18 protein-coding genes and 4 pseudogenes are annotated in these 22,262 nt (G+C 54.3%); 7 read left to right on the top strand and 15 right to left on the bottom strand.

Annotated elements, in window-relative coordinates; translation table 11 throughout:
• The first annotated feature begins 80 nt into the window (after positions 1–80).
• Both ACTRWH_RS00220 and ACTRWH_RS00225 read left to right on the top strand, forming a co-directional pair.
• Positions 81–1,397 carry an IS1380 family transposase gene (locus ACTRWH_RS00220; protein ID WP_338355136.1) on the top strand — a complete coding sequence of 439 codons (1,317 nt, stop codon included), beginning with the start codon at positions 81–83 and terminating at the stop codon, positions 1,395–1,397.
• A gap of 204 nt (positions 1,398–1,601) precedes the next feature.
• On the top strand, positions 1,602–2,423 hold the full coding sequence (locus ACTRWH_RS00225; protein WP_286811788.1) for an MraY family glycosyltransferase: 822 nt from the start codon (positions 1,602–1,604) through the stop codon (positions 2,421–2,423).
• A gap of 295 nt (positions 2,424–2,718) precedes the next feature.
• Here ACTRWH_RS00225 and ACTRWH_RS00230 read toward each other — a convergent pair whose 3' ends face one another.
• Genes ACTRWH_RS00230 through ACTRWH_RS00255 form a run of 6 tightly spaced genes read right to left on the bottom strand, consistent with a single transcriptional unit; the run spans position 2,719 to position 7,596 of the window.
• Positions 2,719–3,558: a class III extradiol dioxygenase family protein gene (locus ACTRWH_RS00230; RefSeq protein ID WP_286811789.1), complete on the bottom strand. Its 840-nt coding sequence runs from the start codon at positions 3,556–3,558 to the stop codon at positions 2,719–2,721.
• Entirely contained in the window at positions 3,551–3,913 is a 363-nt protein-coding gene (locus ACTRWH_RS00235; RefSeq protein WP_286811790.1) for a protocatechuate 4,5-dioxygenase subunit alpha, read from the bottom strand. Before ACTRWH_RS00235 ends, ACTRWH_RS00230 begins: the two co-directional genes overlap by 8 nt.
• Positions 3,914–3,942: 29 nt before the next feature.
• The gene (locus ACTRWH_RS00240) at positions 3,943–4,815 is read right to left on the bottom strand and encodes an amidohydrolase family protein (protein WP_286811791.1); all 873 of its coding nucleotides are present in this window, start codon (positions 4,813–4,815) and stop codon (positions 3,943–3,945) included.
• Between the two features lie 16 nt (positions 4,816–4,831).
• On the bottom strand, positions 4,832–5,896 hold the full coding sequence (locus tag ACTRWH_RS00245) for a 4-oxalomesaconate tautomerase (RefSeq protein ID WP_338355137.1): 1,065 nt from the start codon (positions 5,894–5,896) through the stop codon (positions 4,832–4,834).
• The gene (locus ACTRWH_RS00250) at positions 5,889–6,566 is read right to left on the bottom strand and encodes a 4-carboxy-4-hydroxy-2-oxoadipate aldolase/oxaloacetate decarboxylase (RefSeq protein ID WP_338355138.1); all 678 of its coding nucleotides are present in this window, start codon (positions 6,564–6,566) and stop codon (positions 5,889–5,891) included. The genes ACTRWH_RS00245 and ACTRWH_RS00250 overlap by 8 nt, the downstream gene beginning before the upstream one ends.
• 16 nt (positions 6,567–6,582) lie before the next feature.
• Complete coding sequence (locus ACTRWH_RS00255; RefSeq protein ID WP_338355139.1) at positions 6,583–7,596, bottom strand: amidohydrolase family protein; 1,014 nt, start codon at positions 7,594–7,596, stop codon at positions 6,583–6,585.
• Positions 7,597–7,745: 149 nt separating this feature from the next.
• Between ACTRWH_RS00255 and ACTRWH_RS00260 the strand changes: the two genes are divergently transcribed.
• From ACTRWH_RS00260 to ACTRWH_RS00270, 3 genes are all read left to right on the top strand, one after another.
• A complete protein-coding gene (locus ACTRWH_RS00260; RefSeq protein WP_462825754.1) occupies positions 7,746–8,963 on the top strand; it encodes a LysR family transcriptional regulator in 1,218 nt (405 codons plus the stop codon).
• Positions 8,964–9,124: 161 nt separating this feature from the next.
• Positions 9,125–10,078: a Gfo/Idh/MocA family oxidoreductase gene (locus tag ACTRWH_RS00265; protein ID WP_286811192.1), complete on the top strand. Its 954-nt coding sequence runs from the start codon at positions 9,125–9,127 to the stop codon at positions 10,076–10,078.
• 52 nt (positions 10,079–10,130) lie between these two features.
• A complete protein-coding gene (locus ACTRWH_RS00270; protein WP_286811193.1) occupies positions 10,131–11,126 on the top strand; it encodes an aldo/keto reductase in 996 nt (331 codons plus the stop codon).
• 54 nt (positions 11,127–11,180) lie between these two features.
• Here the strand turns inward: ACTRWH_RS00270 and ACTRWH_RS00275 are convergent.
• Positions 11,181–12,337 (bottom strand): annotated as a pseudogene (locus ACTRWH_RS00275) (IS3 family transposase).
• Positions 12,338–12,412: 75 nt separating this feature from the next.
• Positions 12,413–13,770: pseudogene (locus tag ACTRWH_RS00280) on the bottom strand (IS1182 family transposase).
• Positions 13,771–13,785: 15 nt separating this feature from the next.
• Between ACTRWH_RS00280 and ACTRWH_RS00285 the strand changes: the two are divergent.
• Complete coding sequence (locus ACTRWH_RS00285) at positions 13,786–14,019, top strand: hypothetical protein (RefSeq protein ID WP_338355146.1); 234 nt, start codon at positions 13,786–13,788, stop codon at positions 14,017–14,019.
• Positions 14,020–14,092: 73 nt separating this feature from the next.
• On the opposite strand, the gene ACTRWH_RS00290 is transcribed toward ACTRWH_RS00285, so the two are convergent.
• The gene (locus tag ACTRWH_RS00290; protein ID WP_338355147.1) at positions 14,093–15,217 is read right to left on the bottom strand and encodes a DcaP family trimeric outer membrane transporter; all 1,125 of its coding nucleotides are present in this window, start codon (positions 15,215–15,217) and stop codon (positions 14,093–14,095) included.
• A 348-nt stretch (positions 15,218–15,565) separates the two neighbouring features.
• A pseudogene (locus ACTRWH_RS00295) lies at positions 15,566–16,483 on the bottom strand (IS630 family transposase); the annotation flags it as partial.
• 140 nt (positions 16,484–16,623) lie between these two features.
• Between ACTRWH_RS00295 and ACTRWH_RS00300 the strand changes: the two are divergent.
• A complete protein-coding gene (locus tag ACTRWH_RS00300; RefSeq protein ID WP_338355164.1) occupies positions 16,624–17,634 on the top strand; it encodes an IS110 family RNA-guided transposase in 1,011 nt (336 codons plus the stop codon).
• A gap of 524 nt (positions 17,635–18,158) precedes the next feature.
• On the opposite strand, the pseudogene ACTRWH_RS00305 reads toward ACTRWH_RS00300, so the two are convergent.
• The 5 genes and pseudogenes from ACTRWH_RS00305 to ACTRWH_RS00325 all read right to left on the bottom strand — a co-directional run.
• Positions 18,159–18,498 (bottom strand): annotated as a pseudogene (locus tag ACTRWH_RS00305) (IS1380 family transposase); the annotation flags it as partial.
• A gap of 37 nt (positions 18,499–18,535) precedes the next feature.
• Positions 18,536–19,747, bottom strand: a complete 1,212-nt coding sequence (locus tag ACTRWH_RS00310; protein WP_286811832.1) for an NAD(P)/FAD-dependent oxidoreductase — start codon at positions 19,745–19,747, stop codon at positions 18,536–18,538.
• Positions 19,748–20,003: 256 nt separating this feature from the next.
• Positions 20,004–20,327: a Rieske (2Fe-2S) protein gene (locus ACTRWH_RS00315; RefSeq protein WP_286811833.1), complete on the bottom strand. Its 324-nt coding sequence runs from the start codon at positions 20,325–20,327 to the stop codon at positions 20,004–20,006.
• 113 nt (positions 20,328–20,440) lie between these two features.
• Complete coding sequence (locus ACTRWH_RS00320) at positions 20,441–21,205, bottom strand: sulfite exporter TauE/SafE family protein (protein WP_286811834.1); 765 nt, start codon at positions 21,203–21,205, stop codon at positions 20,441–20,443.
• 69 nt (positions 21,206–21,274) lie between these two features.
• Positions 21,275–22,258, bottom strand: coding sequence for a PdxA family dehydrogenase (locus ACTRWH_RS00325; RefSeq protein ID WP_286811835.1), 984 nt, complete (start codon positions 22,256–22,258; stop codon positions 21,275–21,277).
• Positions 22,259–22,262 lie beyond the last annotated feature (4 nt).

Below are 22,262 nucleotides of genomic sequence, written 5' to 3' on the forward strand. Positions count from 1 at the left end.
TATCCAGAGCCTGCAATAACAAGGCCTTGGGCGATATAATAGCACCTGACATCCATTCACCCAGTCAGTGCATTTGGCTCATGCGTACTTTCACTCTCCAGCAATCCCGAACCGAAGTCTATACACCCCATGGCGGACTGGACCTGGTGGGCCACTGTCTGAACCGGCACACGTCGTTGATCAAAACCGCCCGCACGGTCGTCAAGCGCCACGGTATTCCGAACATTGAGCTTATCCGCACCTACCTTGGCCTGATTACGCTGGGCAAGAGCGACTTCGAGGCGGCTGAGCCCGTCCGAACCGATCCGTTCTTCAAGTCCGCCATGGGCATCAAGCAGTCGCCATCCTCGGCCCGTTTGCGGCAACGGTTTGATGAAGACGCCCAGGCCCTGACACCGCTGCTGGATGAGGCCAGCGTTGAGTTTCTTCAGTCCGCCGAAGCCCCGGTGTCACCACTGGCGATGGGCCACGTTGCCCTGGATATGGATGTCTTTCCCATGGACAACAGCCAGACCCATAAAGAGGGCGTCAGCTATACCTACAAGGGCTACGACGGCTACGCACCTATAGCGGCCTATCTGGGCCAGGAAGGCTGGTGCCTGGGCTGCGAACTGCGCCCTGGCAGCCAGCACGCCAATAACGGTTTTCTGGATACCCTCAAACGGGTTCTGCCCCGGGCCCGAGCACTGACGGACAACCCCATCCTGCTGCGCCTGGACAGTGCGCACGATGTCCGGGACAATCGCGACTTTCTGCGCGAGCAGGAGCAAGTCGACTTCCTGATCAAGTGGAACCCTCGCAAGCAGGATCCCCTGGCCTGGGCGGATAAGGCGCAGGCCCAGAAGGCCTGGACGCTGGACCGCGACGGCAAGATGGAAGCGGTTCTGTCGGAAGACCTTCCAGATGAACCCGGTCTACGCCGCATCGTGAAGGTCACTGTTCGCACCAGTGATGCCGCTGGTCAGTTGTACCTGGAGCCGGAGGTCAGCCTCGAAGGCTGGATCACGTCCTTGCCCGCTGATGTAGCCAATGAGCAACAAATCATGGCGCTGTACAGCGACCATGCCACCAGTGAGCAATTTCACAGCGAGTTCAAGACCGACTCGGATCTGCAGCGCCTGCCCTCCGGCAAGTTCGACACCAACAACCTGGTCATGGCCTTCGCAACGATGGGTTACAACGTGCTGCGCTGGATGGGTCTGAGACTGACCGCCCCGGATGCGCCGGTGCGCCATCCGGCCAAGCGCCGGCGCCTGAGAACCGTGATGCAGGAACTGATGACCATGGCCTGCCGCCTGGTGCACAGCGGTCGGCAGTGGATCCTGCGCTTTGGTCGTCACTGTCCGGGCTTTGCCGTTTACCGCGACCTCTATGGAAGTCTTGCCTCCTCCGGTTAAACCAGTTCGACAACAGCCGCCACCTTAAAGCCACCCGGAAAACCATGCCGGGGCAATCCACTATTGCCTGAACACCATCTGTTGATCACAAAATAGCCAGTTTATGGCAACTGGTCGACTTTGCACTGCACCTTTCAGCCATTCATGGGCCGAATCTGTTCAGATTTTGCCTGTATTAGCCCAGTTGGCGCTTTGCGGAGTATATTGGCCTACGAAGTCACTGATTCACGTGTACTTCTTCTTGTCACAGGCCTGCTGGCAACGGCGGCAGTTCGCGCTTGGGCCAATCATCGTAATTTGCTGGTAATTCCCAGTGATCGCTGCTCACACGAAATACCAACCCCACATGGCGGTGGCATCGCCATTGCCATACTGATCATCACGCTTGGAATCCTGGCTCTTGCTTTTAGCTGGTTGCCTGATCAAACCCCCGCGTGGGCGTTTATTGGTTTGGGGGCTGCCATGCTCGCTATCGGTGTGTGGGATGACTTTGGCCAAGTCTCCCCGAAGATTCGGCTGGGTTTGCATTTTTTGGTTGCCATCATTGGGCTGATGTCCTTGCCCGCCCTACCTGTCCTCTCATTTTTCGGGTTTCAGATCGATACCGCCTCAAACTTACTACTCTGGCCATTACTGATCGCTGCGTGGGTTTGGCTGATCAATCTCTACAATTTCATGGACGGCATTGATGGCCTTGCTGCATTACAGGCATTGCTGTTGTTCGCCGGAATGGCCCTGAATTTCTGGTATGTAGACAATCAGGATTGGGCATGGGTTTGCGTATTTATGGCAAGTGCTGTGCTGAGCCTCATGGTATTCAACTGGCCGCCTGCCAAATTTCGGGGTCCACTTCAGTCACCCTTCCGCAGTTGCGCTTCACTTCGTTCGCTGTGGCCAACTCACGGGAGGACTTTCACCTCCAGGAGTGCGCCCGGCACGGGCGCACCAAAAAAAGGCCGGCATAAATGCCGGCCAAAGAGGGCACAACATAACTTGAGCACCCATGTGGAGAACATGACTAGCTAGCCTTTAGATCGGATTGCCGACCAGATCAATATCCACATATTAATCTGCCAGGCTCACCTACATACATTCGGCTAATGTTATCCCGGATCACGTTTGCAAGTGGATCTATAAAGCCGCCTGTCGAAGAAATATCGTTCTGATCATTAACAACAGCATGGTACTGCCGGCGAACTCGAATGAACGGCCAGGTACGTACGATAGGTACATCCGAATCCGACTATAGAACCCACCGACATCTCTACTATGAACTTGCTCTGCACGGTTCACCCGTGATAGATAGCGCATAGAAAAACATTTACTCGTTTAGCAGTAGCTGGGTGCCAGCTCCAGTGTTAGAAATAGGCGCCACATAGTTTCGATGCAATTCTTTAATCCTGCCTAGCATGCATCCCCGCATGGCCAGCCACATATTCAATTCCACAGCCTGAGCACCGGCAATGTCTACTAGGTCATCATTGGTATATTTGGTCAGGGCTTCCGGGTCACTGACCAGTTTATCCATGCACTTCAGATCAAATTCGGAATTGATAAAGCCCGCTCGTTCGCCATCCAACTGATGCGATAAGCCACCGGTACCTAACACTACTACCTTTTGCTCACCGGAGAATGACTCCACAGCTTTACCAATGGCTTTGCCCAGCGCATAGCAGCGAGAAGGTTTCGGCATAGGAAAACGTTCGCAGTTGATGCATACAGGAATGACCTTCAGATGCTGATAATTGCGGCCTGGGTACATTAGGGACAATGGCACGGTCAACCCATGGTCGACCTTGATCTCCTGGCAAATGGTTGGATCGAAGTCATGCTCGATCAGCTCGTTGGCAATGTGCCAAGAAAGCTCTGTTTCACCGGTCACTGACGGAATGGTGGCAATGCCCCAACCTTCATCTGCGTTTTCGTAGCGCGGGGCACAACCAAGTGCGAAAGTAGGCTTTTTGTCCAAGAACATTTCTAGGCCATGGTCGTTGTAGAATACGATGGCAATTTCTGGCTTCTGCTCTCCCAGCCATTCGCGAATAGGCGGATAGCCTGCAAAGAAGTCTTTCCAGTAGGGGGTGTCTTCAAGCCCTTTGTCCATGGCAATGCCAATTGCTGGAATGTGTGAGGTGGTGATACCGCCAATAATTTTAGCCATTGTTCTTACCCCTCCCTTGGCTTTCCAGGTATGCCTTGAATTCTTCCGTTGTCCGACCGGTTTGCAGGCCGCCAACGTCCTGCATGTTCAAACCCAGCATCCCCGTCAATTTAGCCAAATAGTAAATGCTTCCGCCTAAGCGCTCGAGTTCCAATATGTCGCGATTGAGGACCGCGGCTTTCTGTTCTGCACTCAGGCCAAACTTGTCGCAGTACGCGGCTTCGTCTTTCTTGAACGCTTTGCGGGCCTCGGCGCTATTGAATGAGTAGCACATTTTGTTGAGTGCATAGCCTTGGGTAGCCATCGGCCCATCAAATTTGATGGTTTCCAATGTTCCCTCGTCATGTTTCGTCATCGGAATTACTCTCCTCTGAAGACTTCAGGTCACGGCCAATAGAGCCGCATCGGGTTGTCGACCAGCAGCTTTTGTTGCAGTTCAGCAGTCGGCGCGATCTCAGGAATCACTTCCACCAGTTTGCCGTCGTCTGGCACATGGGATTTCATATTTGGGTGTGGCCAGTCAGTCCCCCAGAGCACTCGATTCGGAAAAGTTTCAACCAGCATCTTGGCAAACGGCACAACGTCGGAATAATCTGGCGGCGTCTGGGTCAATCGCTCCGGACATGAAACCTTGGTCCAAATCATGTCGTTGTTCTTCATCAAATTGATGAAACGCTGAAAGTCCGGATGATCAACGCCTTTGGTGACATCTGGCCGGCCCATGTGGTCCACCACAATGGTGGTATTGAGCTCGCTCAGGAATGGGACCAGGTCTTCCAGATCCGGTGCTTCGAAGTACACCACTATGTGCCAGCCCAGAGGCTTAATCTTCTCAGCAATAGACAGGAAAACGTCGCGCGGCGTGTCGTCTACCAACCGCTTGACGAAATTAAAGCGCACAGCGCGAACGCCGCTTTTGCCCATTGCCCTGAGCTCTTCCCCGGTAATGGCCGGATCGACTACCGCCACGCCACGGGCTAAGTCACCGGCCGTTTCCAGAGCATCTACCAGAGCGGCATTGTCGGTACCATGGCAGGAGGCCTGAACAATCACATTGCGCTCGAACCCCAGGTAATCACGCAGCGCGAACAGCTTTTCCTTGGGCGCGTCGCACGGGGTGTACTTGCGTTTGGGGTGATACGGAAACTTGTCCGCAGGCCCGAACACATGGCAATGGGCATCAACAGCACCAGCCGGAGCTTTAAACTCCGGTTTGCTGGGATCGGCATGGAACGGAAGGTAATCTGGATCCATCATCTTTCAGTACCTGCTCTCAATTCTCGTGGGTAAAAACGGTGCCATCGAAAAGCTTGCGGGCGGTTCGCAGAATGGCCGCAGAAGCAACCTGACCGCCGTCGTCCATGTCCAGGATGACGGTCATTTCGCCAATGGGATGCTCCACCGACAAGGTTTTCCGGTTGCCTTCAGGCAGTTCCGCCACTGCTTCGGCGGGCGAACCCTTGAGGACCGCTGCCGTGGCAACACTCACCGCTCCCAGTACGCCGATAGAGGCGTGACAGCGGTGCGGGATAAAAGTGCGGGTAGACAGGGAACCGCCTGCCGCGGCCTTGCTTACCATGCTCATCTTCGGCACCGATTTCTCGGAGACATCGCCAAGGTTCATCATCCGGCCCGCCTTTAGCCGAATTGACTCAAGCTTTGCCCGCAGTTCGTCATTGGCTTCCAACTCTTCCCGGCTCTCGGTGCCGGTGATGCCCATGTCTTCGGCGCGCATGACCACAACCGGCATGCCGTTGTCGATCAGGGTGACTTCAACGCCGTCAATAACATCGACGGTGTTGCCGGTGGGAAGCAGGGCGCCGCAACTGGAACCGGCCGTGTCTTCAAAGGTAATCGGAACCGGGGCGGAGCTGCCGGGCACGCCGTCAATGCGGGCATCGCCCGTATAGCTGACCTTGCCAGCCGGGGTGGAAACGCAGGCACGGGCAATCTGACCGGTGTTCTGCATATAAATGCGAACCGGAGTCTCATCGGTATTGGCCAGCACAAGCCCGCGCTCAATGGCAAACGGGCCAATACCAGCCAGAATATTCCCGCAATTCTGGGTATCGGTGACAATTGCCTGGTCGACGAACACCTGCAGGAACAGGTAGTCAACGTCGGCGTCATCCCGTTCGGACGATTTGACCACGGCGACTTTCGAGGTCAGCGGATCGGCGCCACCCATACCATCGATCTGGCGCGGATCCGGAGAGCCCATCATCCGCAACAGGAAGGCATCACGTTCAGCAATGTCAGCGGGCAGATCAGAGGCCAGGAAGTAACCTCCTTTAGAGGTACCGCCACGCATCCACATGCAGCGAACGCCGTCAGACATACTTCAGCCCCTTTTCTTCCAGGCGCGGACGCATGTTGTAAATATCCAGACCCAGCTCGCCGTTAGCCATGCGTACGCGCTTCTCCTCTTCCCGGGCCTCACGCTTGCGGGACAGCTCCAGCACCTCAGCAGCTTTTTCCCGGCGCACAACCACCACGCCGTCGTCGTCGGCAACAATGACGTCGCCCGGGTTGATCAGTGCATCGGCGCAAACAACGGGAACGTTCACAGAGCCCAGCGTTTCCTTGATGGTTCCTTCGGCAAAAACCGCCTTGGCCCAGACCGGGAAATTCATTGCCCGAAGGTCGCGGGTGTCACGAACACCGCCATCAATAACCAGCCCGACAACACCGTGAGCCTGGGCAGAGGTAGCCAGCAGGTCGCCAAAGAAACCATGCACCGACGGCGAGGTCGGCGAAAACACCAACATATCCCCTTTCGTGGCCTGCTCGATGGCCACGTGCATCATCCAGTTGTCACCGGCGGCGCCGGAAATGGTCAGGGCGGAGCCTGCCACGGCCTTGTCCTGCTGAATCGGGCGCATGTAGTGCGCCAGCAGGCCAACACGGCCCTGAGCTTCGTGCACAGTGGCCACACCACATTCGGCCAGGCCGTCAATCACGGACTGATCGGCACGCTCAATATGCTGTACAACAACGTTCTCTCTCATGGCTTACTACTCCTGCTCAGGCCGGCACTTTCAAGCGACTGAACACCCGACGAATGTTGTGCTCGAAAATATCCTGCTTTTGCGCTGCACTCAGCACGGTGCTGTTATCGATGTAACGCTTGGTGTCATCGAAATACTGTCCGGTTTCCGGATCGATACCGCGCACCGCGCCAATCATTTCAGAGGCGAACAGGATGTTTTTGGTCGGAAGGATGTCGAGCAAAAGGTCGATGCCACGCTGGTGGTAAACACAGGTATCAAAATAGATGTTGTTCAGTACGCGTTCTTCCAGATCGAAACCGCGATCCAGGGCCAGACCACGGAAACGCCCCCAGTGATAGGGAACCGCGCCGCCGCCATGCGGGATAATCACCTTGAGTTCCGGAAAATCCTTGAAAACATCCGACATCATTAATTGCTGGAAGGCGGTGGTATCGGCACCCAGATAATGAGACCCGGTGGTATGGAAGCAATCGTTGCAGGCGGCGCTGACGTGCACCATGGCCGGAATGTCGTATTCGACCATTTTCTCGTAGATCGGATAAATAGAACGGTCACCCAGTGAAGAGCCATTCCAGTGGCCACCACTTGGATCCGGGTTCAGGTTGATACCGATAAAGCCCATTTCCTCAACGGTGCGGACAATTTCCGGCACCGACTTGGCCGGATCTACACCCGGAGACTGTGGCAACTGCGCAACCGGCGCAAAATTGTTGGGGAACAGATCGCAAACACGGCGAATCAGGTCATTCTGGTGCTCGGTCCAGAACCGGCTGGTGTGCTCGTTGCCAATGTGGTGGCCCATCCAGCTTGCCCGTGGCGAAAAAATGGTCAGGTCAGTGCCACGTTCCTGCTGCAGGCGCAACTGGTTCTTCTCGATGCTTTCACGGATCTCATCATCGCTGATGTTGATCTGGCCCTTTTCACCGATGAAGTCGGGATCCTTTGCTACCGCTTCTTTCTGTTTCTCGCGGTACTCACCTACCTGTGATGGCGTGGTGGTGTAGTGGCCATGACAATCTATAATCATCTCTCACACCTTGAATAGTGACTGAATCAGTATGGGAACGTATTGACCCTAGTATTCTTAAGGCACCAGGGACTGGCTATTTCAATTTAACCGCAATAGTATTGGTTTTTGAGAATACACCGACAGACTTGCCTGCCTCGGGAGCCGCCATGCAATTTGCTATTCCCAACCTCAGACACCTGCGGGTCTTCCTTGAAGTCGCTAGGCACCGCAGTATCAGCAAGGCCGCCCCGCGCGTTTTCCTGTCTCAACCCGCGATTACACAGGCGATAGGAAAACTGGAAACACTTCTGGACACGGAGCTGTTTGAACGGCATTCCAATGGCATGTTCATGACATCTGCAGGCAAAGTCTGGAATACACGGGTATTGCGCTGTATTGATTATCTGGAACGAGGGCTTCGGTCTGCCCTGAGAGGCAGCCCCGGGCAATCGCGAGCAACGTCACTTCTTCCACTGCTGACCACCACGCAACTTCGGGCACTCATTGCCGTCACGGAGAACCATAGCTTCAGTGTTGCCAGCCGGCAGTTGGAGCTTTCCCAGTCTTCGCTTCACCGCGCCAGCCGGGAATTGGAGGAGCAACTGGGCGTTACCTTATTTGAAAAGGCCCGCTCATCGATCATGCCGACACGCGCGGCAGAACAGCTCTCCCGGGCCGCAAAGCTTGCGTTTGGTGAGATCGAGCAGGGCTATTATGAAATATCGGCACTTCAGTCCCGGGAGATCGGCAAGATCATCATCGGCAGCATGCCGCTGGCAAGAACCTCTATCCTGCCGGATGTCATTAACAGCTTCACGCTGAGCCACCCGGATATTGGCCTGGATGTGGTGGACGCGCCGTACAGCGACCTTCTGTTTCACCTGCGAAACGGTGACCTCGATGTACTGATCGGTGCCTTGCGCTTTCCCCCACCAGCCGATGACATTGTTCAGGAAGAGTTGATTTCTCCCCCTCTTGCCATCGTTGGCCGAAAAGACCACCCCCTGCACCAGGCAGACTCGCTTGAACTGGAACAATTGGTGGATTACGGCTGGGTGGTTCCTCGTAAAGGCACGCCCACTCGTGCATTTTTTGACGCCCTGTTTGCTGACCGGAATTTACCAACCCCTCGTCGGCTCGTCGAAACCAGTTCGCAAATACTTATCCGATCGCTGCTGAACGGCAGCGATCGCCTGACACTCATCTCCACGCACCAGGTCGAACAGGAACTGCGCCAGAATATCCTCAGCGTAATACCCTATGACCTGAGCCATACCCGACGCCCAATCGGCATTACCATCCGCCGGGACTGGCACCCCACCCCTACCCAGAAGTATTTCCTGGACCTTCTGAAAGATGCAGCTTCACAGTACCGGGGCACCTGACTCAGACCACCTTTTGCATATTTTGAATACCTAAAGAAGTTATTCAATTACTCTGCGGCAAATCTGAGTGATAGATTTTGGTACAAATGCAACGTACCGGATCAGCACTCAACTGTGTCTGGCTGACAAATCCAACGGATTCAATATCAGGAGAATTTGGCATGAGACTCTGTATAGCTGGCGCTTCCGGCGCCTTTGGCATGAAGCATATGGACGCCATCGAAGCCATCGAGAACGCAACGGTTACCTCTGTGGTAGGCACCAAGGTTGACGTTATCCGTGAATTCGCTGAAGAGCGGGGCGTTCCTCACTACACCACCGACCTGGCCGAATCACTGGCCCGCGACGATGTCGATGGTGTTATTCTGGCCACCCCGACCCAGATGCACGCGGCTCAGGCTATCCAGTGCCTGGAAGCCGGCAAGCACGTCATGGTCGAAATTCCGATGGCTGACAACATCGAAGACTCCCGCAAGCTGGTCGAAGCGCAGAAAAAATCCGGTCTGGTGGCCATGGCCGGCCACACTCGCCGTTTCAACCCGAGCCACCAGTGGATTCACAACAAGATCCAGGCCGGTGAGCTGAACATTCAACAAATGGACGTGCAGACCTACTTCTTCCGCCGTACCAACACCAACGCCAAGGGCCAACCTCGCTCCTGGACCGACCATCTGCTGTGGCACCACGCCTGCCACACCGTTGACCTGTTCCAGTATCAGACCGGCGAGTCCGCCACCAAAGTCCAGGCACTGGAAGGCCCGCACCACCCGGATCTGGGCATCGCCCTGGACATGAGCATCGGCATGAAGACCGGCAGCGGCGCACTCTGCACTCTATCCCTTTCTTTCAATAATGACGGTCCGTTCGGCACCTTCTTCCGCTATATCTGCGACAACGGCACCTACATTGCGCGCTACGACGACCTCCTTGACGGCCATGGCAACAAGATTGATCTGAGCGATGTTGCCGTCTCCAACAACGGCATCGAACTGCAGGATCGTGAATTCATCGCCGCCATTGAAGAAGGCCGCGAGCCGAACGCCAGCGTTGCCCAGTGCCTCCCGGCAATGGAAACGCTGCACCGCCTGGAGCAGTGCCTCGAAGCCGACAGCTGATCGCTGCCGGCCCGCCGCCATAGGTGTATCGAAAAACGGAAGGGGACCCCACATGACCAGAACGCTCAAAGATCATTTTGATCAGCCCGGCATTGGCCTTGGCTGTATGAACCTGTCGCATGCTTACGGAACGCCGTTGTCAGAAGACGAAGCTGTTCGCGCACTGCAGGACGCGTTCAACATGGGGTATCGCCATTTCGATACCGCGACGCTTTATGGCGGCGGTCGCAATGAAACAGTGGTTGGCAAGGCCTTGAAAGCGCATCGCCAGTCACTGTTCCTCGCCAGCAAATGCGGCATGGCCATTGGTCAGGAAAGCGGAAAGAAGGAAATCGATGGCCGCCCGGAAACCTTGCGTACCCAGTGCGAGACCAGCCTGCGCCGCCTCCAGACCGATCACATTAATCTGTACTACCTGCACCGTTTGGATCCAAAGGTGCCAATCGAGGAAAGCATTGGCGCCCTCGCCAACCTCGTGAGTGAAGGCAAAATTGGCGCAATCGGTCTGTCTGAAGTGTCTGCCAGAACCCTCCGGCGTGCCCAGGCCGTGCATCCGATTGCCGCTGTCCAGACTGAGTATTCACTCTGGTCACGCAATGCCGAGATTGCCGTTCTTGATGCCTGTCGCGACAGCGGTACGCGATTTGTTGCTTTTAGCCCTCTGGCGCGCGGTTTTCTCACCAACACCCTGCGGGACGTGGAAAGCCTGGTTGCGAAGGATATCCGCAACAACATGCCACGATTCCAAAAGGGAAATTACAACAAAAATCTGGAACTTCTGGACGGCTATATCGCCATTGCCAGGGACGTCGGCTGCACACCAGCGCAACTGGCCCTGGCCTGGATCAAGTCGAAGGGCGATTTCATCGTTCCCATCCCCGGCACACGTTCCGTGAGCCATATGCGGGAAAACCTGAATGCGGATACACTACAATTAAGTAACGATACAGTTAACAAACTGGACTCTCTGATCAACCAAAACACCGTCTGCGGCCCGCGTTACAGCAGTAAACAACAGGCTGAGATCGATACCGAAGAGTTTACCTGAACAGTTTTGTTATTCACCTGAATCCGTGACTTCAACTAAGCTGGAGTGTAGTGGTCAACTAATCCCGGACAGTATTTTAAGTTTTTCTTCCGCGACCACAGGTGGCATGCCGTCATTGAATGTATGAGGGCGCTGCCGGTTGTAGTAGTCCATCAGATAATCACCAATATCCTTGCGTCGGGAATCGAGCGGTATCCAAGTGATGGGACCCATTCGCTCTTCAAGCTTCTGAAGACCCGTTCCATCGGGGCATTGTCCCAGCAATTTCCCCGGCGACTCATGCTTTGCTCCATGCGGTAACGCCAGAGCCTCTGACGGAATAATCGACTGGCATACTGACTACCCTGGTCGGAGTGGAACAGAACCCCGGTGGGCTTTCCTCGTTGCTCATACGCATGATCCAGTGCTTTCACTACCAACTCAGCATCAGGCCGTTCTGATAGCGCCCAGCCGACTATTCGGCGGGCATAGAGGTCGAGAACAACCGCCAGATAGCTCCATCGCTGACCGGCCCATATATATGTAATATCACCGCACCACGCCTGGTCTGGGTGGCTGACGCTGAACTCACGATTCAGCCGGTTTGGAATGTCTGGCCTTTCCACAGTGGCCTGTTTGTAAGCGTGTGGACCAGGCTGTTTGCAGATCAGCCCCAGCTCACTCATGAGGCGGCGAACTTGAAGCGTCCTATCACAACGCCTTCATCATTAAGCATGGTGGTGATCATACGGCTTCCCGCTGAGCTTCGGCTCTTGCGAAAGATCCGGTTCACATCGGCTCGCAGAACCACTCGCTTGGCATCTACTACGGACCGCCTGCGGCGATAGTCGTAATAGCTGGACCGCGATACTTCAAACGCTTTACAGACCATCTCAACCGGCTCCTGCTCACTCAACTGGTCTATCAGCGCGTACGATTCATCTCGTCCGACATTAAGAGAGCGGTGCCTTTTTTAGTATCGACTTCTCCCGTTCCAAGCGTTCACAACGGGCTTCCAATTCCTGTATCCGCTGCTGCTCCGGCGTCAGCGCTTTGGACTTGGGTGTAACCCCACCCCGTTCTTCGGAGAGCTGTTTTACCCATCGCCTGAGGGCGTTCTCACCGACATCCAAAGAGCGGCTGGCTTCGGTAACAGAGCAACCCTGGTCAAGCACCAGGCAGGCAGCTTCCTGTTTGAACTCCGGCGTAAAAGATCGTCGTTTCCTGGTCATCAGACACCTCGCTTATGGTGGCGATATTACCACCTACGTTGGTGTCCGGAATCATTGAACCACTACAAAAGGCCCTCACTGCGCCATTTTCAACACGCTCATCCGCTTCACATTCCACGCCAGCGTGGCTAACGTCCACTCGCCCGCAACCTTCTCCAGCCCCCTCATCGAGAACTGTCTCAAGCCCATCACCTGTTTGATAATTCCGAACACGGGCTCCACCGTTTGTTTTCGCAGTGCATACAGTGCTCGTCCGGATTGGGTTGTTAACTGGTGTTTCATCTGTGTCACCGGGTCGTCCGTGACGGGCGACGGATCATCGGGTGCGAACCGATCAAACACGGATAAGTGGTGTTGATCGCGCGCCACCGCCAGTGACGGCCGGATGTTTTTCTCCCTGCATGCCTGGGCGTTGGCTTTGCTGAAGTACCCTGTATCGGCCAGCAGATCCGTCACGGTACCCAGGGCCTGCGGCAACGCTCCTATCCGGGTGATTGCTGGAGCGAGCTGTTGTTTGTCGTTTGTCGCCTGGGTCATGTGCGTACTGATCACCAGCATCGTCTCGGTATCCACCCCGGCCTGAGCGTTGTAACACTGCTCAAAGCCGCCGCCGGAGACGGGCATGATTCGCGATTCTTCATCGGTCAGATTCACCTGATCGGTATCCCGAGGGCCGGGCTGCGGTGGCTTAGGCGCCCGGCCCCGAGGCTTTTTTCCGGCGTCCCTCTGGGCCTGCCGTTTAGCCTGTTTTTGCTGGTAGTCGGCCTGTTCCTGTTCGAAGCGCTCTTGCGCTCGGGCCTCCATCGCCCGCTTCGCTTCCGCCAGTGCTTCCAGCCGGGCTTCACGCCGGGCGATCTCAGCGGGGATATCCATACCCTCAACCACCGGCGCCTGATCTGCTGCCTCCGCTTGGGCGGCAAGTGCGCTCACTTCCGCCTTGAGTTGCGCCTCGATCTTTTTGCATGTGCGTAGGACAGCGCTTTGTGCTTACTGGCGTTCGCTTTCACCTTGGTGCCATCCAGAGCGATCCGGCCCAGCTTCACCAGATTCATTTCCCGCGCCAGCAGCAGAACCTGGACAAACAGAGCCTCAACCTGAGGAAGGAAGCGGCGGCGGAAGGTGGCAATCGTGTCATGATCCGGATGCGTGTTGGCCGCCAGATAACGGAACGCAATCGAGTCGTGGGTGGCGCGTTCAATCTTGCGGCTGGAGAAGACGCCGGTCGCGTATCCATAAATCAACAAGCTGAGCAATACGCCAGGATGATGGGCCCGCGAACCGCGCCCGGTATATTGCCGGGTGAGCTCAGACAGATCGAGCTGATCAACCACTTCAACGACGAACCGGGCCAAGTGTTCCTCAGGCAACCAATCCTGAATGGAAGGGGGAAGCAGGAAGTCAGTGTCCCGATCAGCAAGTACAAAATGTCCCATCATTGAAGTCCGGTTATGGCTCGTGTTGCATTGATTATCTCACTTCGACACTGCGCGGTTAAGTCCGACAGGCTGCTCGTTGGACTGCTTGCCGGACTTTTTCTTACCTTCGAAGAGGTCCGAAGCATTCTCCAGCAGCTCGCGCTTCCAGGTGCTGACCATAGTCGGGTGGATCTGGAATCGGGCGGCGATTTCGGATTTGGTCTGGTCAACCTTGAGAGCGGCCAGGGCGACTTTGGACTTGAATAATGCGTGTACTGCTTGTGCTTCTTGCTCATTATTCTACTCACCCCTCCAACAATGAGGGGTGAGTCGTTAGGGGTTAGAAGTCATACTGACTGACGAATAGCAGGCGATTGTTCTGCTCATCTTCGCCATCTGCCCACTCAACCGAATGGCGTGAAAACTCAAATCCCAGCATGTAATTCTTTATCGGTTCATACGTTATATTCGCAAAAATACTGCTTCGGCTTTCATTGACATCCTTAGGATCAACGCTCCCGGCGCTTACTGCTTCATCCCAATCCGCCTCGGAGCTAGCGTAGCCTAAGTTACCTGCAACGCGATTGCTAAACGTTTGTCTAATGGCCAGAGCGAAGCCGACTTGCTCAATAGTTTCTAGGCTACCATCTTGCGAAGCAAATGCCACCGGCGCGGGGGAAGAGCTCATTTGATTGCCGATGCCGTCACCGTAAACATATGAGGCTTTTAGCTGCGTCCCTGTAGGCAAAGTATACCTACCGGCTAGCGCTACACCATAGCCAGTGGCGGTCTTTTCATTTTTACCATCGGCGATATACTCAACGTTTCGAGCTGTGGCACTAACCGAATACAAAAAGGATCCAGTACTACCTTGAAAGCGCCCCGTAAGATCTGGCATTGTATTGGAGGTCTGTTTGTTAAACACCAGGCCATCTGGATCTTCAAGGGCAACGGCAAGCTTATTTCCACCGACATTAGTCGTGTAGCGAATCTGCGGCTTGCGGTCGAACCCTGCTCGACCTGAAGGACCGATGAAGTTCAACTGGCCGACAGAGGCGACCATCGTGTTGAAGTTCGCCCAAGTCTGGCCGATCAGGAAACCATTCCAAACTGAATAGCCATGGCGCAGGCGGAAAGAGCCAGGGAAGAAATCGCCGGAAATTTTGGCTGTCACACCTCCCGGCCCCTTAATATTGAATCCAAGACGACTCACATTAGCTGTCATCTCAACATTACCATCAGACACCTTCGGCGATTCCGGTCGCCTGATACTACCGTATCTAACTATGCTTGGGTCCCCGAGGTCAGCGTCCAAATCATAAACTGCATCCAGGCGAACAAAGCCAAAGGCCTCAAGGTCAAAATCCTTTGCCGTGAAGTCCGCAGCATGAGCATTGAACGTACCCCCTGCACATAGGGCAACGAAAGAAATAGTGATATTTTTTTTAATGAAATTAAAGCTCATTTAAATTGTCCTCTTTTATTTTTGGTTAATCAATTTATTATTTGAATAAGATTTTGACTTTATGGAAAGCTTTAAATAAATGGACGGGCAAAGAAATCAAAATATGTTTGATGTTTTTTGTTATTTATATTTTCCTCCTTTTTTTGCAATAACAATAATTTTATTGATATATTCACTATACCTTCAATGTTTTTGGCATTAATAAGAATACATCACCTTCAGTATCATTCAGGGAACAGATGAGGGCTATTTCAATTTGATCAAAATGGTATAGATTTTTGAGAATCGGTTGTGAAATTTATCTTTCTGGAGAGACCAAATACACTTCGCTGTCAGTGTCCCGTTCGGTTAATTCGCGCGTTTATTGTCAATTAAGCTCAGCTTTGCCCGCACCACCGATGTCATAATAGCTTCGGCGCTTTTATGCCACCGGAACGGCTTGGCCAGTTTTTCGTTGTGGACCTTGATGTACCTTTTAATCGCTGACTTCAATTCACCAACGCTGGTGAAAATGCCTCGATAAAGTGCGCGCCGTTCCAGTTGACCAAACCACCCCTCAACGGCATTCAGCCACGATGCGCTTGTAGGCGTGAAATGCAGTTTGAAGCGAGGATGCTTAGCCAGCCAGGTTTTGACCTCCGGGGTCTTGTGAGTCGAGCTGTTATCCAGAATCAAGTGCAGGTCCAGATCCTTCGGAGTTTCCCGGTCGATCTGTCGCAAGAAGTCTAAAAACTCCCTGGCCCGGTGGCGCTGTGTGACTCGACCGATCACCTGACCCGTCAGGGTATTGAATGCAGAGTACAGGCTGGTTGTGCCATGACGCTTGTAATCATGTGTCTGTCGCTCAACTTGTCCCGGGCGAAGCTGCAATTTCGGCTGGGTCCGATCAAGAGCCTGAATTTGGGTCTTTTCGTCAACAGACAGAACCAGTGCATTATCCGGGGGGGGGTTCATATACAGCCCGACAACATCACAAACTTTCTCAGCGAAGTGGGGATCATTGCTTATCTTGAACGTTCTGAGCCGGTGCGGCTTCAAATCTGCTGCTTTCCAGATCTGATGCACTTGCCAGCGTGTCACCCCGGCATGCTCCGCCATGAGACTGATGCTCCAATGTGTGGCCTCTTTTGGTACTTTATGGGCCGTGTCATCTAATATCTTTTTGACGGTTTTGCCATCCAATTTTCGTGGCTGACCGGGTCGCGGCGCATCATAAAGCCCCTCAATACCTCGCTCACTGTAGCGTTTGCGCCACTTGCAGATGGTTTGCGTGCAACCTGAATCAGATGGTTTGCGTGCAACCTGAATCAATGGGATGGACTCCTCCTCACCTCACCGGCATCTACGTGCCAAAATGGTGAGTGATTAGTCAACCATCATGAAGATGAGGAGAAGCCCAAGTAAACATTATCCGTGTCGGTGTTGATATTGCCAAATCAGTTTTCCAAGTGCACGGCGTAGACCGTCACGGTAAGACGCAATGGCAGGGCAAATACTCTCGGCAGAAATGGCTTGATGGCCTCAGCCGTAAAGTACCCGCCGGTGCCGAGATCGGCATGGAGGCTTGCGCGTCATCACACCACTGGGCTCGGGAACTCCAGAAGCGGGGGTATCATGTTCGGTTGATTGCCGCCCAATTTGTCAAACCTTACGTCAAGAGCAACAAGAACGACCGGGTAGACGCGGAGGCAATCTGCGAAGCCATGAGCCGCCCGAACATGCGATTTGTCGCTCCAAAGACGGTCGCTCAGCAGGATATTCAGGCTGCACATCGGATCCGGGAAGAGCTTGTGGGGCAGCGCACGGCCAAGGCCAACCAGATACGAGGACTGGTGGGCGAGTACGGTATTATTGCTCCGGTAGGCATCCAGCAGCTTCGTCAGGCCTTGCCAGGTTGGCTCGAAGATGCTGAGAACGGGCTGACCGATAGTTTTCGGGCTCTTCTGAATGGGCTGGCTGAGGACCTCCGATACCTGGATGACCGGATTGTTGAAAGCGTCAGGAAAAACCCTGTTGCCAAGCGTTTGATGACGTTATGTGGAGTGGGGCCGCTGACAGCCAGTGCCTTGTCGGGTGCACTGGGCGATGGAAAGGCCTTTCGCAGGGGGCGTGACTTTGCCGCTTCCCTGGGCTTAACGCCCAAGCAGCACAGCACTGGAGGTCGGGATCGCTTGCTGGGAATCAGCAAACGAGGCGACAGCTACCTGCGCAAGCAGCTCGTTCACGGAGCCCGGGCCGTGTTGCGTCATGTTGATGGTAAAGACGACGGTCTCAGTCACTGGCTGAAAGGCCTTGCCTCTCGGAAGCATTTCAATGTGGCGACGGTGGCATTGGCCAACAAGACAGCCCGTATCGCCTGGGCACTGGCTCATGGCGAAGAGGACTATGACGAAAAACTTGCAGCGGCTGGTGCTTGATCGGGTAGTTTGAGTGCTGAGTATGCGGGGGCAACAACTGGAAACGGTATAGGAAACGTCCAACACCACGATTGCGTGGCACTTTGATTGATGGCGAACAGGTCGAACCGGCACTGGAAAACCCCGTAGTCACGATGAGCCTTAAGCTCGTTGAAACAATTGGGAGCCAGTGCGCGGATAGCCCATCAGGGTCCGATGCCTACAATACGGCATCATTAAAGAGACCGGATACACGTAGGCAGTCGTACCTCAGTCGCGATCAAACAAAGTGCTTGCAATAGAGGAGGAGTCCATACACAGTGACTCCGCCTGCCAATATACCCGTCAGACCACCCTATGCGACAACATGGGCGGAAACCCGGTGAAATCCTGGTTGCTTAGGCCAGGAAGCACAGAGCGGAAGTGACTTATAGTCGGGGGTTGATCAATAGATAATCAGTTGGCGGCGTCCAGACCATAGCTGGATGGCCCGGCATGCCATGCCAGGGGATGCCCACTCTTTTATAGTTTTGAAGTCGGCTTAATCCGGAGGAAGCAAGGCCCCGATAAAGGTCGCGGTACACCGTAAAGCCCGGACAGTGTCGGCCAAATGATCCACTGCCGACCGCTGTGCACCAGGCGGCAAGCCACTGTCATGATTTCCTGCATCACGGTTCTCAGGCGGCGACGCTTGGCACGATGGCGCACCGGCGCATCCGGGCCGGTCAGTCTCAGGCCCATCCAGCGCAACACGTGGTACCCCATCGTTGCGAAGGCCATGACCAGGTTGTTGGTGTCGAACTTGCCGGACGGCAGTCGCTCCATCTTGAACTCGCTGTGGAACTGCTCACTGGTGGCGTGATCGCTGTACAGCGCCATGATCTTAATGTGGTTTTCGCCAGTTCAAGTCAGGGATTCAGCACTACTTCAAACTCATCAGCTTGAACTGTGGATCCGAGAGTTCTTCTGGTTTCAGCCAACGCTGATTCTGTAACCATCGCTTGCCCAGTTTGATGGCTCGAGGTTGGTTAAATGCAACCATATGGGCGAGGCGGTGTTTTTCATCAAGATAGAAGAACACTACACTCTTGGATTCCCGCCGCACAACACACTGCAACTGAGAGTTCCAGGTTCCTAGAATCTGTATATTGACGTCATACTGGTCAGACCAAAGCCAAGGCGCTTCGTCGTAAGCGGTTGGGGCGCCAAGCATAGATTTGGCTGTGCAGGCCGACTGATACTGTGCATAAGACCATGATTGAGGGCAGACGCCCAAAACCGGATGCTGCGCGACATCGCCGGCTGCGTAGATATCTGGCTCGCTGGTCTGACCAAAGGCATCCACGATGATGCCCTGTCCGACTTTCAGACCTGCCTGATGAGCCAGCTCAACGTTAAATAGCACCCCTGTGCTCACAACTACGGTGTCAAAAAGCGCATTCACCATATTTGGAACAACAACACGCACCTGTTGCGAGCCCGCGGTTTCTAGCTTCAGATCTTTACAGTTTAGAGTTAGGCTTACTCCATGCTGTTTGTGGAGAGCCTGCAGTTCATCACTAACTTCCGGCCCAATACTACGCTCGCACAATCGACCTTGTCGTTCCAGCACATCAACAGATACACCTAGAGCGCATGCGCTTGCAGCGACTTCTAGACCAATCCAGCCACCACCAATCATCGCAAGCCGTTTTGTTCGATGAAGCCGCTGCCTGAGCTTTTTTGCATCTTCCCAATTACGCAGCGTAACAACGCCCGGCAGATTGAGCCATTGCTCATCCGGCACCCGCGCTCTACTGCCCGTAGCGAGCAATAGCCGGTCATAGTGCAACACGTGGCCATCACTGAGCGTTAGTTCGTGCGCTTTCGGGTCTAGTTTTTTAGCTGTCAGGGGCCGATGCCAGCTGATGTCCAAGTTAGCCTGACGTTCAGCGCTGAAAATTTGAGGCAGACTTGAATCGGCATCGGTCAAAGCGGCTTTGGACAACGGTGGACGTTCGTAGAAGTCATAAGGCTCGTTGGCCACTACGCTGAGGGTACCTTGAAAACCTTCCGCTCGTAGTGTCTGGCATGCGACGCCCGCCGCCTGGCCCCCGCCGACCACAACGATGTGTTCAATACCTGCGTTAGTCATGATTCCGCCTCTTTATTGAATTTTAAAGCCTCGAGGTACAAGATCACCTGCCTCTGAAGACATAAAGCAGGTCCTGTTCAGCACCTGATCCGCTTTCTACCGTTTAGAAGCCTCCAAATACAGTGCTCCCACCGCTTTGGTTTTACCTCATAGGGTTCGTCGGCTTAGGCAGTGACTAAGTCTTGTCTCGACTGAGTAAGTGGAAGGTCGATCGTTCCTGCATTCCAAGCTTTTGGATAACGGCACTGTCGAGTGCTTATAGCTCATTCACTTCAGCTGTGTTCAGTTGAATTTCACCATCGGTGATACGCAGAGGAAGCACTTTGATATCCCGCTCAGCCGGCCCTCGCAGGCATTTACCGGTTTTTATGTCAAAAAGTGCTTCATGGAGCGGGCATTCCACTTGCCCATCTTCTACAAAGCCTTCAGAAAGTAAAGCGTAGGCATGTGGGCATACATCCTCTAGCGCGTAATATTCGCCGTTCAGGAGGTAAATGCCAATCTCCTTGCTTTCGAGCTTTGCGGAATAAGGGATATCTTCCTCTATTTGGTCGGTCTTACAGACGGTTGTCCAAGTCATGGCTAATTTCTCCTCTTAATGAATAACTTCGAAATATCTTTGATGGTATGCCGTCGAAGGCCCATATGTGCGGCCCGTCGTACCCACCAAGGCTTGTGATGGTTGGCAGTCGCCTAAAGCGCTGAAAGCCCGCGCAAAAACATACTAAACCCCATCCCTAAAATGGTCACCGTCAGCACAGCATTGAATCCGCGAGGGCTGAGCCTGCGCTGGATGAATTGCCCTAAGTACAAGCCACCCACCGCAGGAATTAGCATTAGCAAGGATATCAACAAATCTATCTGATTCATCAACCCTTGCATTCCTAGGCCGGAGCCCAGGACCAGCCCCCCACTCAGTAAGATTAGGCTGGCCATGAACACAAACGTCTCGCGTTGAATCCCTGACGCCAGTAGTACCTGAAGAGAAGGAAATCCATAGAATGAGGTCATCCCCCCGAACAGCCCAGAGAAGAACCCGCTGGCCACCAAAACTGGCTTCTCGAATCGACCGGGCGAAATGGTCCATTTTCCCCACCATTGCGACAGTATGGTGATCATCGTCATGCCACCCACCAGCATTAACAAGGCATCGCCGTCCAAGTAGGATAGAAACTGGACCGAAATTGCCATGGTTACCAATAATGAGACGAGCAGAGGCCAGAGCCGACCCAATACCGGCCATTCCCGCCGATGCTGAATCAACTGCACGATATTAGTGGCGAAGCCGGATACAAGAACCCAGCCCATGGCCTGGGTCACCGGCACCTGAAGTCCGATGATCATGCCCGGCATGGCCACATAGGGCATGCCGAAACCGGAAATGCCTTTAACTGCGCCGGAGGCGGCAAAGACAAGTGCGATCCAGGGCAGTACTGCGAGAAAATCCGTCCAGACCATTATCTTATCCTGATGCATAAATCTACGCAGTTACTTTTCAGGGCTCAAGGTCGAGTTTTCTCTACGCACCTATGGAGTTAGGTTGCGTATGGCCTGTTTTAGAGCCTCCGGGTTGGCTTTGCCAATGCCGGCAATATCCAAAGCGCTGCCATGAGCAACGGAGCCGAACAGGAGAGGGGTGCCAATGGTGATGGCACTGGCCTGGCGTGGAGATACGGCCTTGACAGGGATATGCCCTTGATCGTGGTACATGGCAAGATATGCGTCGTATTCTCGGTCAGCGAAGAGCGCGTCAGCCGAGTAAGGGCCGAAGGCATTCACGCCCAGGGCCTTTGCTCGGACCACAGCAGGCTCGACGACAACCTGATCTTCGAAACCCATGGCCCCGTTTTCACCGGCGTGTGGATTTATTCCGCATACCGCAATACGTCCTTCTGGTATCCCCAAACCTGTCAAGGCTTCCCGAGTGGCTACTAGTGCGTTTAGAATTCGATCCTCAGTCAGCCGCCCCAAAGCCGATGACAAAGACTCGTGGAGGGTGACATGCACTACCCTGTATACAGGGGACATCAGCATCAGAAACGTCTGATTCAATGGTGTGCCTGTTTCCAAAGCTACCAGGCCGGGGTAACCACTAAAATTGATTCCCGCCTCATGCACCGACACTTCCGTATGAGGTGCTGCTACCACAGCGTCAACAGAGCCCTCGATGGCCAGCCGGATGGCAGCTCGAGCATACTCATAACAGGCTCGGCCTGTTAAAGCACTGATCTCGCCCAGGCCCCATTTGCCAATGCCCAGCTGACTCACTGTATGAAGCTGTACCGGGGGGAAACCAGCGATCGTGATGGCGTCCTCGCTGATATCGACGTTGATTCCGGCAGCCTTGATATGCGGTTTCAGTGCCGCCGCCTCGCCGACCACATGAAAGTCTACCAACTGGCGCATTTCGACGTCTGCCAGGACTTTTAACACGATTTCCGGACCGATTCCCGCCGGGTCTCCCAATGGTAGTGCAATCCGGGGCTTACTCTTTGATCTCTCCGTGCTCACGGTT

This window comes from Marinobacter sp. G5_S1_61_S3 (assembly GCF_054968585.1).

What these genes read in the sequence shown, in the direction of transcription:
- ACTRWH_RS00310 (WP_286811832.1), bottom strand. Translation starts at nt 19,747, where the DNA reads ATGACTAACGCAGGTATTGAACACATCGTTGTGGTCGGCGGGGGCCAG.
- ACTRWH_RS00220 (WP_338355136.1), top strand. Translation starts at nt 81, where the DNA reads ATGCGTACTTTCACTCTCCAGCAATCCCGAACCGAAGTCTATACACCC.
- ACTRWH_RS00255 (WP_338355139.1), bottom strand. Translation starts at nt 7,596, where the DNA reads ATGATTATAGATTGTCATGGCCACTACACCACCACGCCATCACAGGTA.
- ACTRWH_RS00230 (WP_286811789.1), bottom strand. Translation starts at nt 3,558, where the DNA reads ATGGCTAAAATTATTGGCGGTATCACCACCTCACACATTCCAGCAATT.
- ACTRWH_RS00320 (WP_286811834.1), bottom strand. Translation starts at nt 21,205, where the DNA reads ATGGTCTGGACGGATTTTCTCGCAGTACTGCCCTGGATCGCACTTGTC.
- ACTRWH_RS00260 (WP_462825754.1), top strand. Translation starts at nt 7,746, where the DNA reads ATGCAATTTGCTATTCCCAACCTCAGACACCTGCGGGTCTTCCTTGAA.
- ACTRWH_RS00235 (WP_286811790.1), bottom strand. Translation starts at nt 3,913, where the DNA reads ATGACGAAACATGACGAGGGAACATTGGAAACCATCAAATTTGATGGG.
- ACTRWH_RS00285 (WP_338355146.1), top strand. Translation starts at nt 13,786, where the DNA reads ATGGCTCGTGTTGCATTGATTATCTCACTTCGACACTGCGCGGTTAAG.
- ACTRWH_RS00290 (WP_338355147.1), bottom strand. Translation starts at nt 15,217, where the DNA reads ATGAGCTTTAATTTCATTAAAAAAAATATCACTATTTCTTTCGTTGCC.
- ACTRWH_RS00240 (WP_286811791.1), bottom strand. Translation starts at nt 4,815, where the DNA reads ATGATGGATCCAGATTACCTTCCGTTCCATGCCGATCCCAGCAAACCG.
- ACTRWH_RS00245 (WP_338355137.1), bottom strand. Translation starts at nt 5,896, where the DNA reads ATGTCTGACGGCGTTCGCTGCATGTGGATGCGTGGCGGTACCTCTAAA.
- ACTRWH_RS00270 (WP_286811193.1), top strand. Translation starts at nt 10,131, where the DNA reads ATGACCAGAACGCTCAAAGATCATTTTGATCAGCCCGGCATTGGCCTT.
- ACTRWH_RS00250 (WP_338355138.1), bottom strand. Translation starts at nt 6,566, where the DNA reads ATGAGAGAGAACGTTGTTGTACAGCATATTGAGCGTGCCGATCAGTCC.
- ACTRWH_RS00265 (WP_286811192.1), top strand. Translation starts at nt 9,125, where the DNA reads ATGAGACTCTGTATAGCTGGCGCTTCCGGCGCCTTTGGCATGAAGCAT.
- ACTRWH_RS00315 (WP_286811833.1), bottom strand. Translation starts at nt 20,327, where the DNA reads ATGACTTGGACAACCGTCTGTAAGACCGACCAAATAGAGGAAGATATC.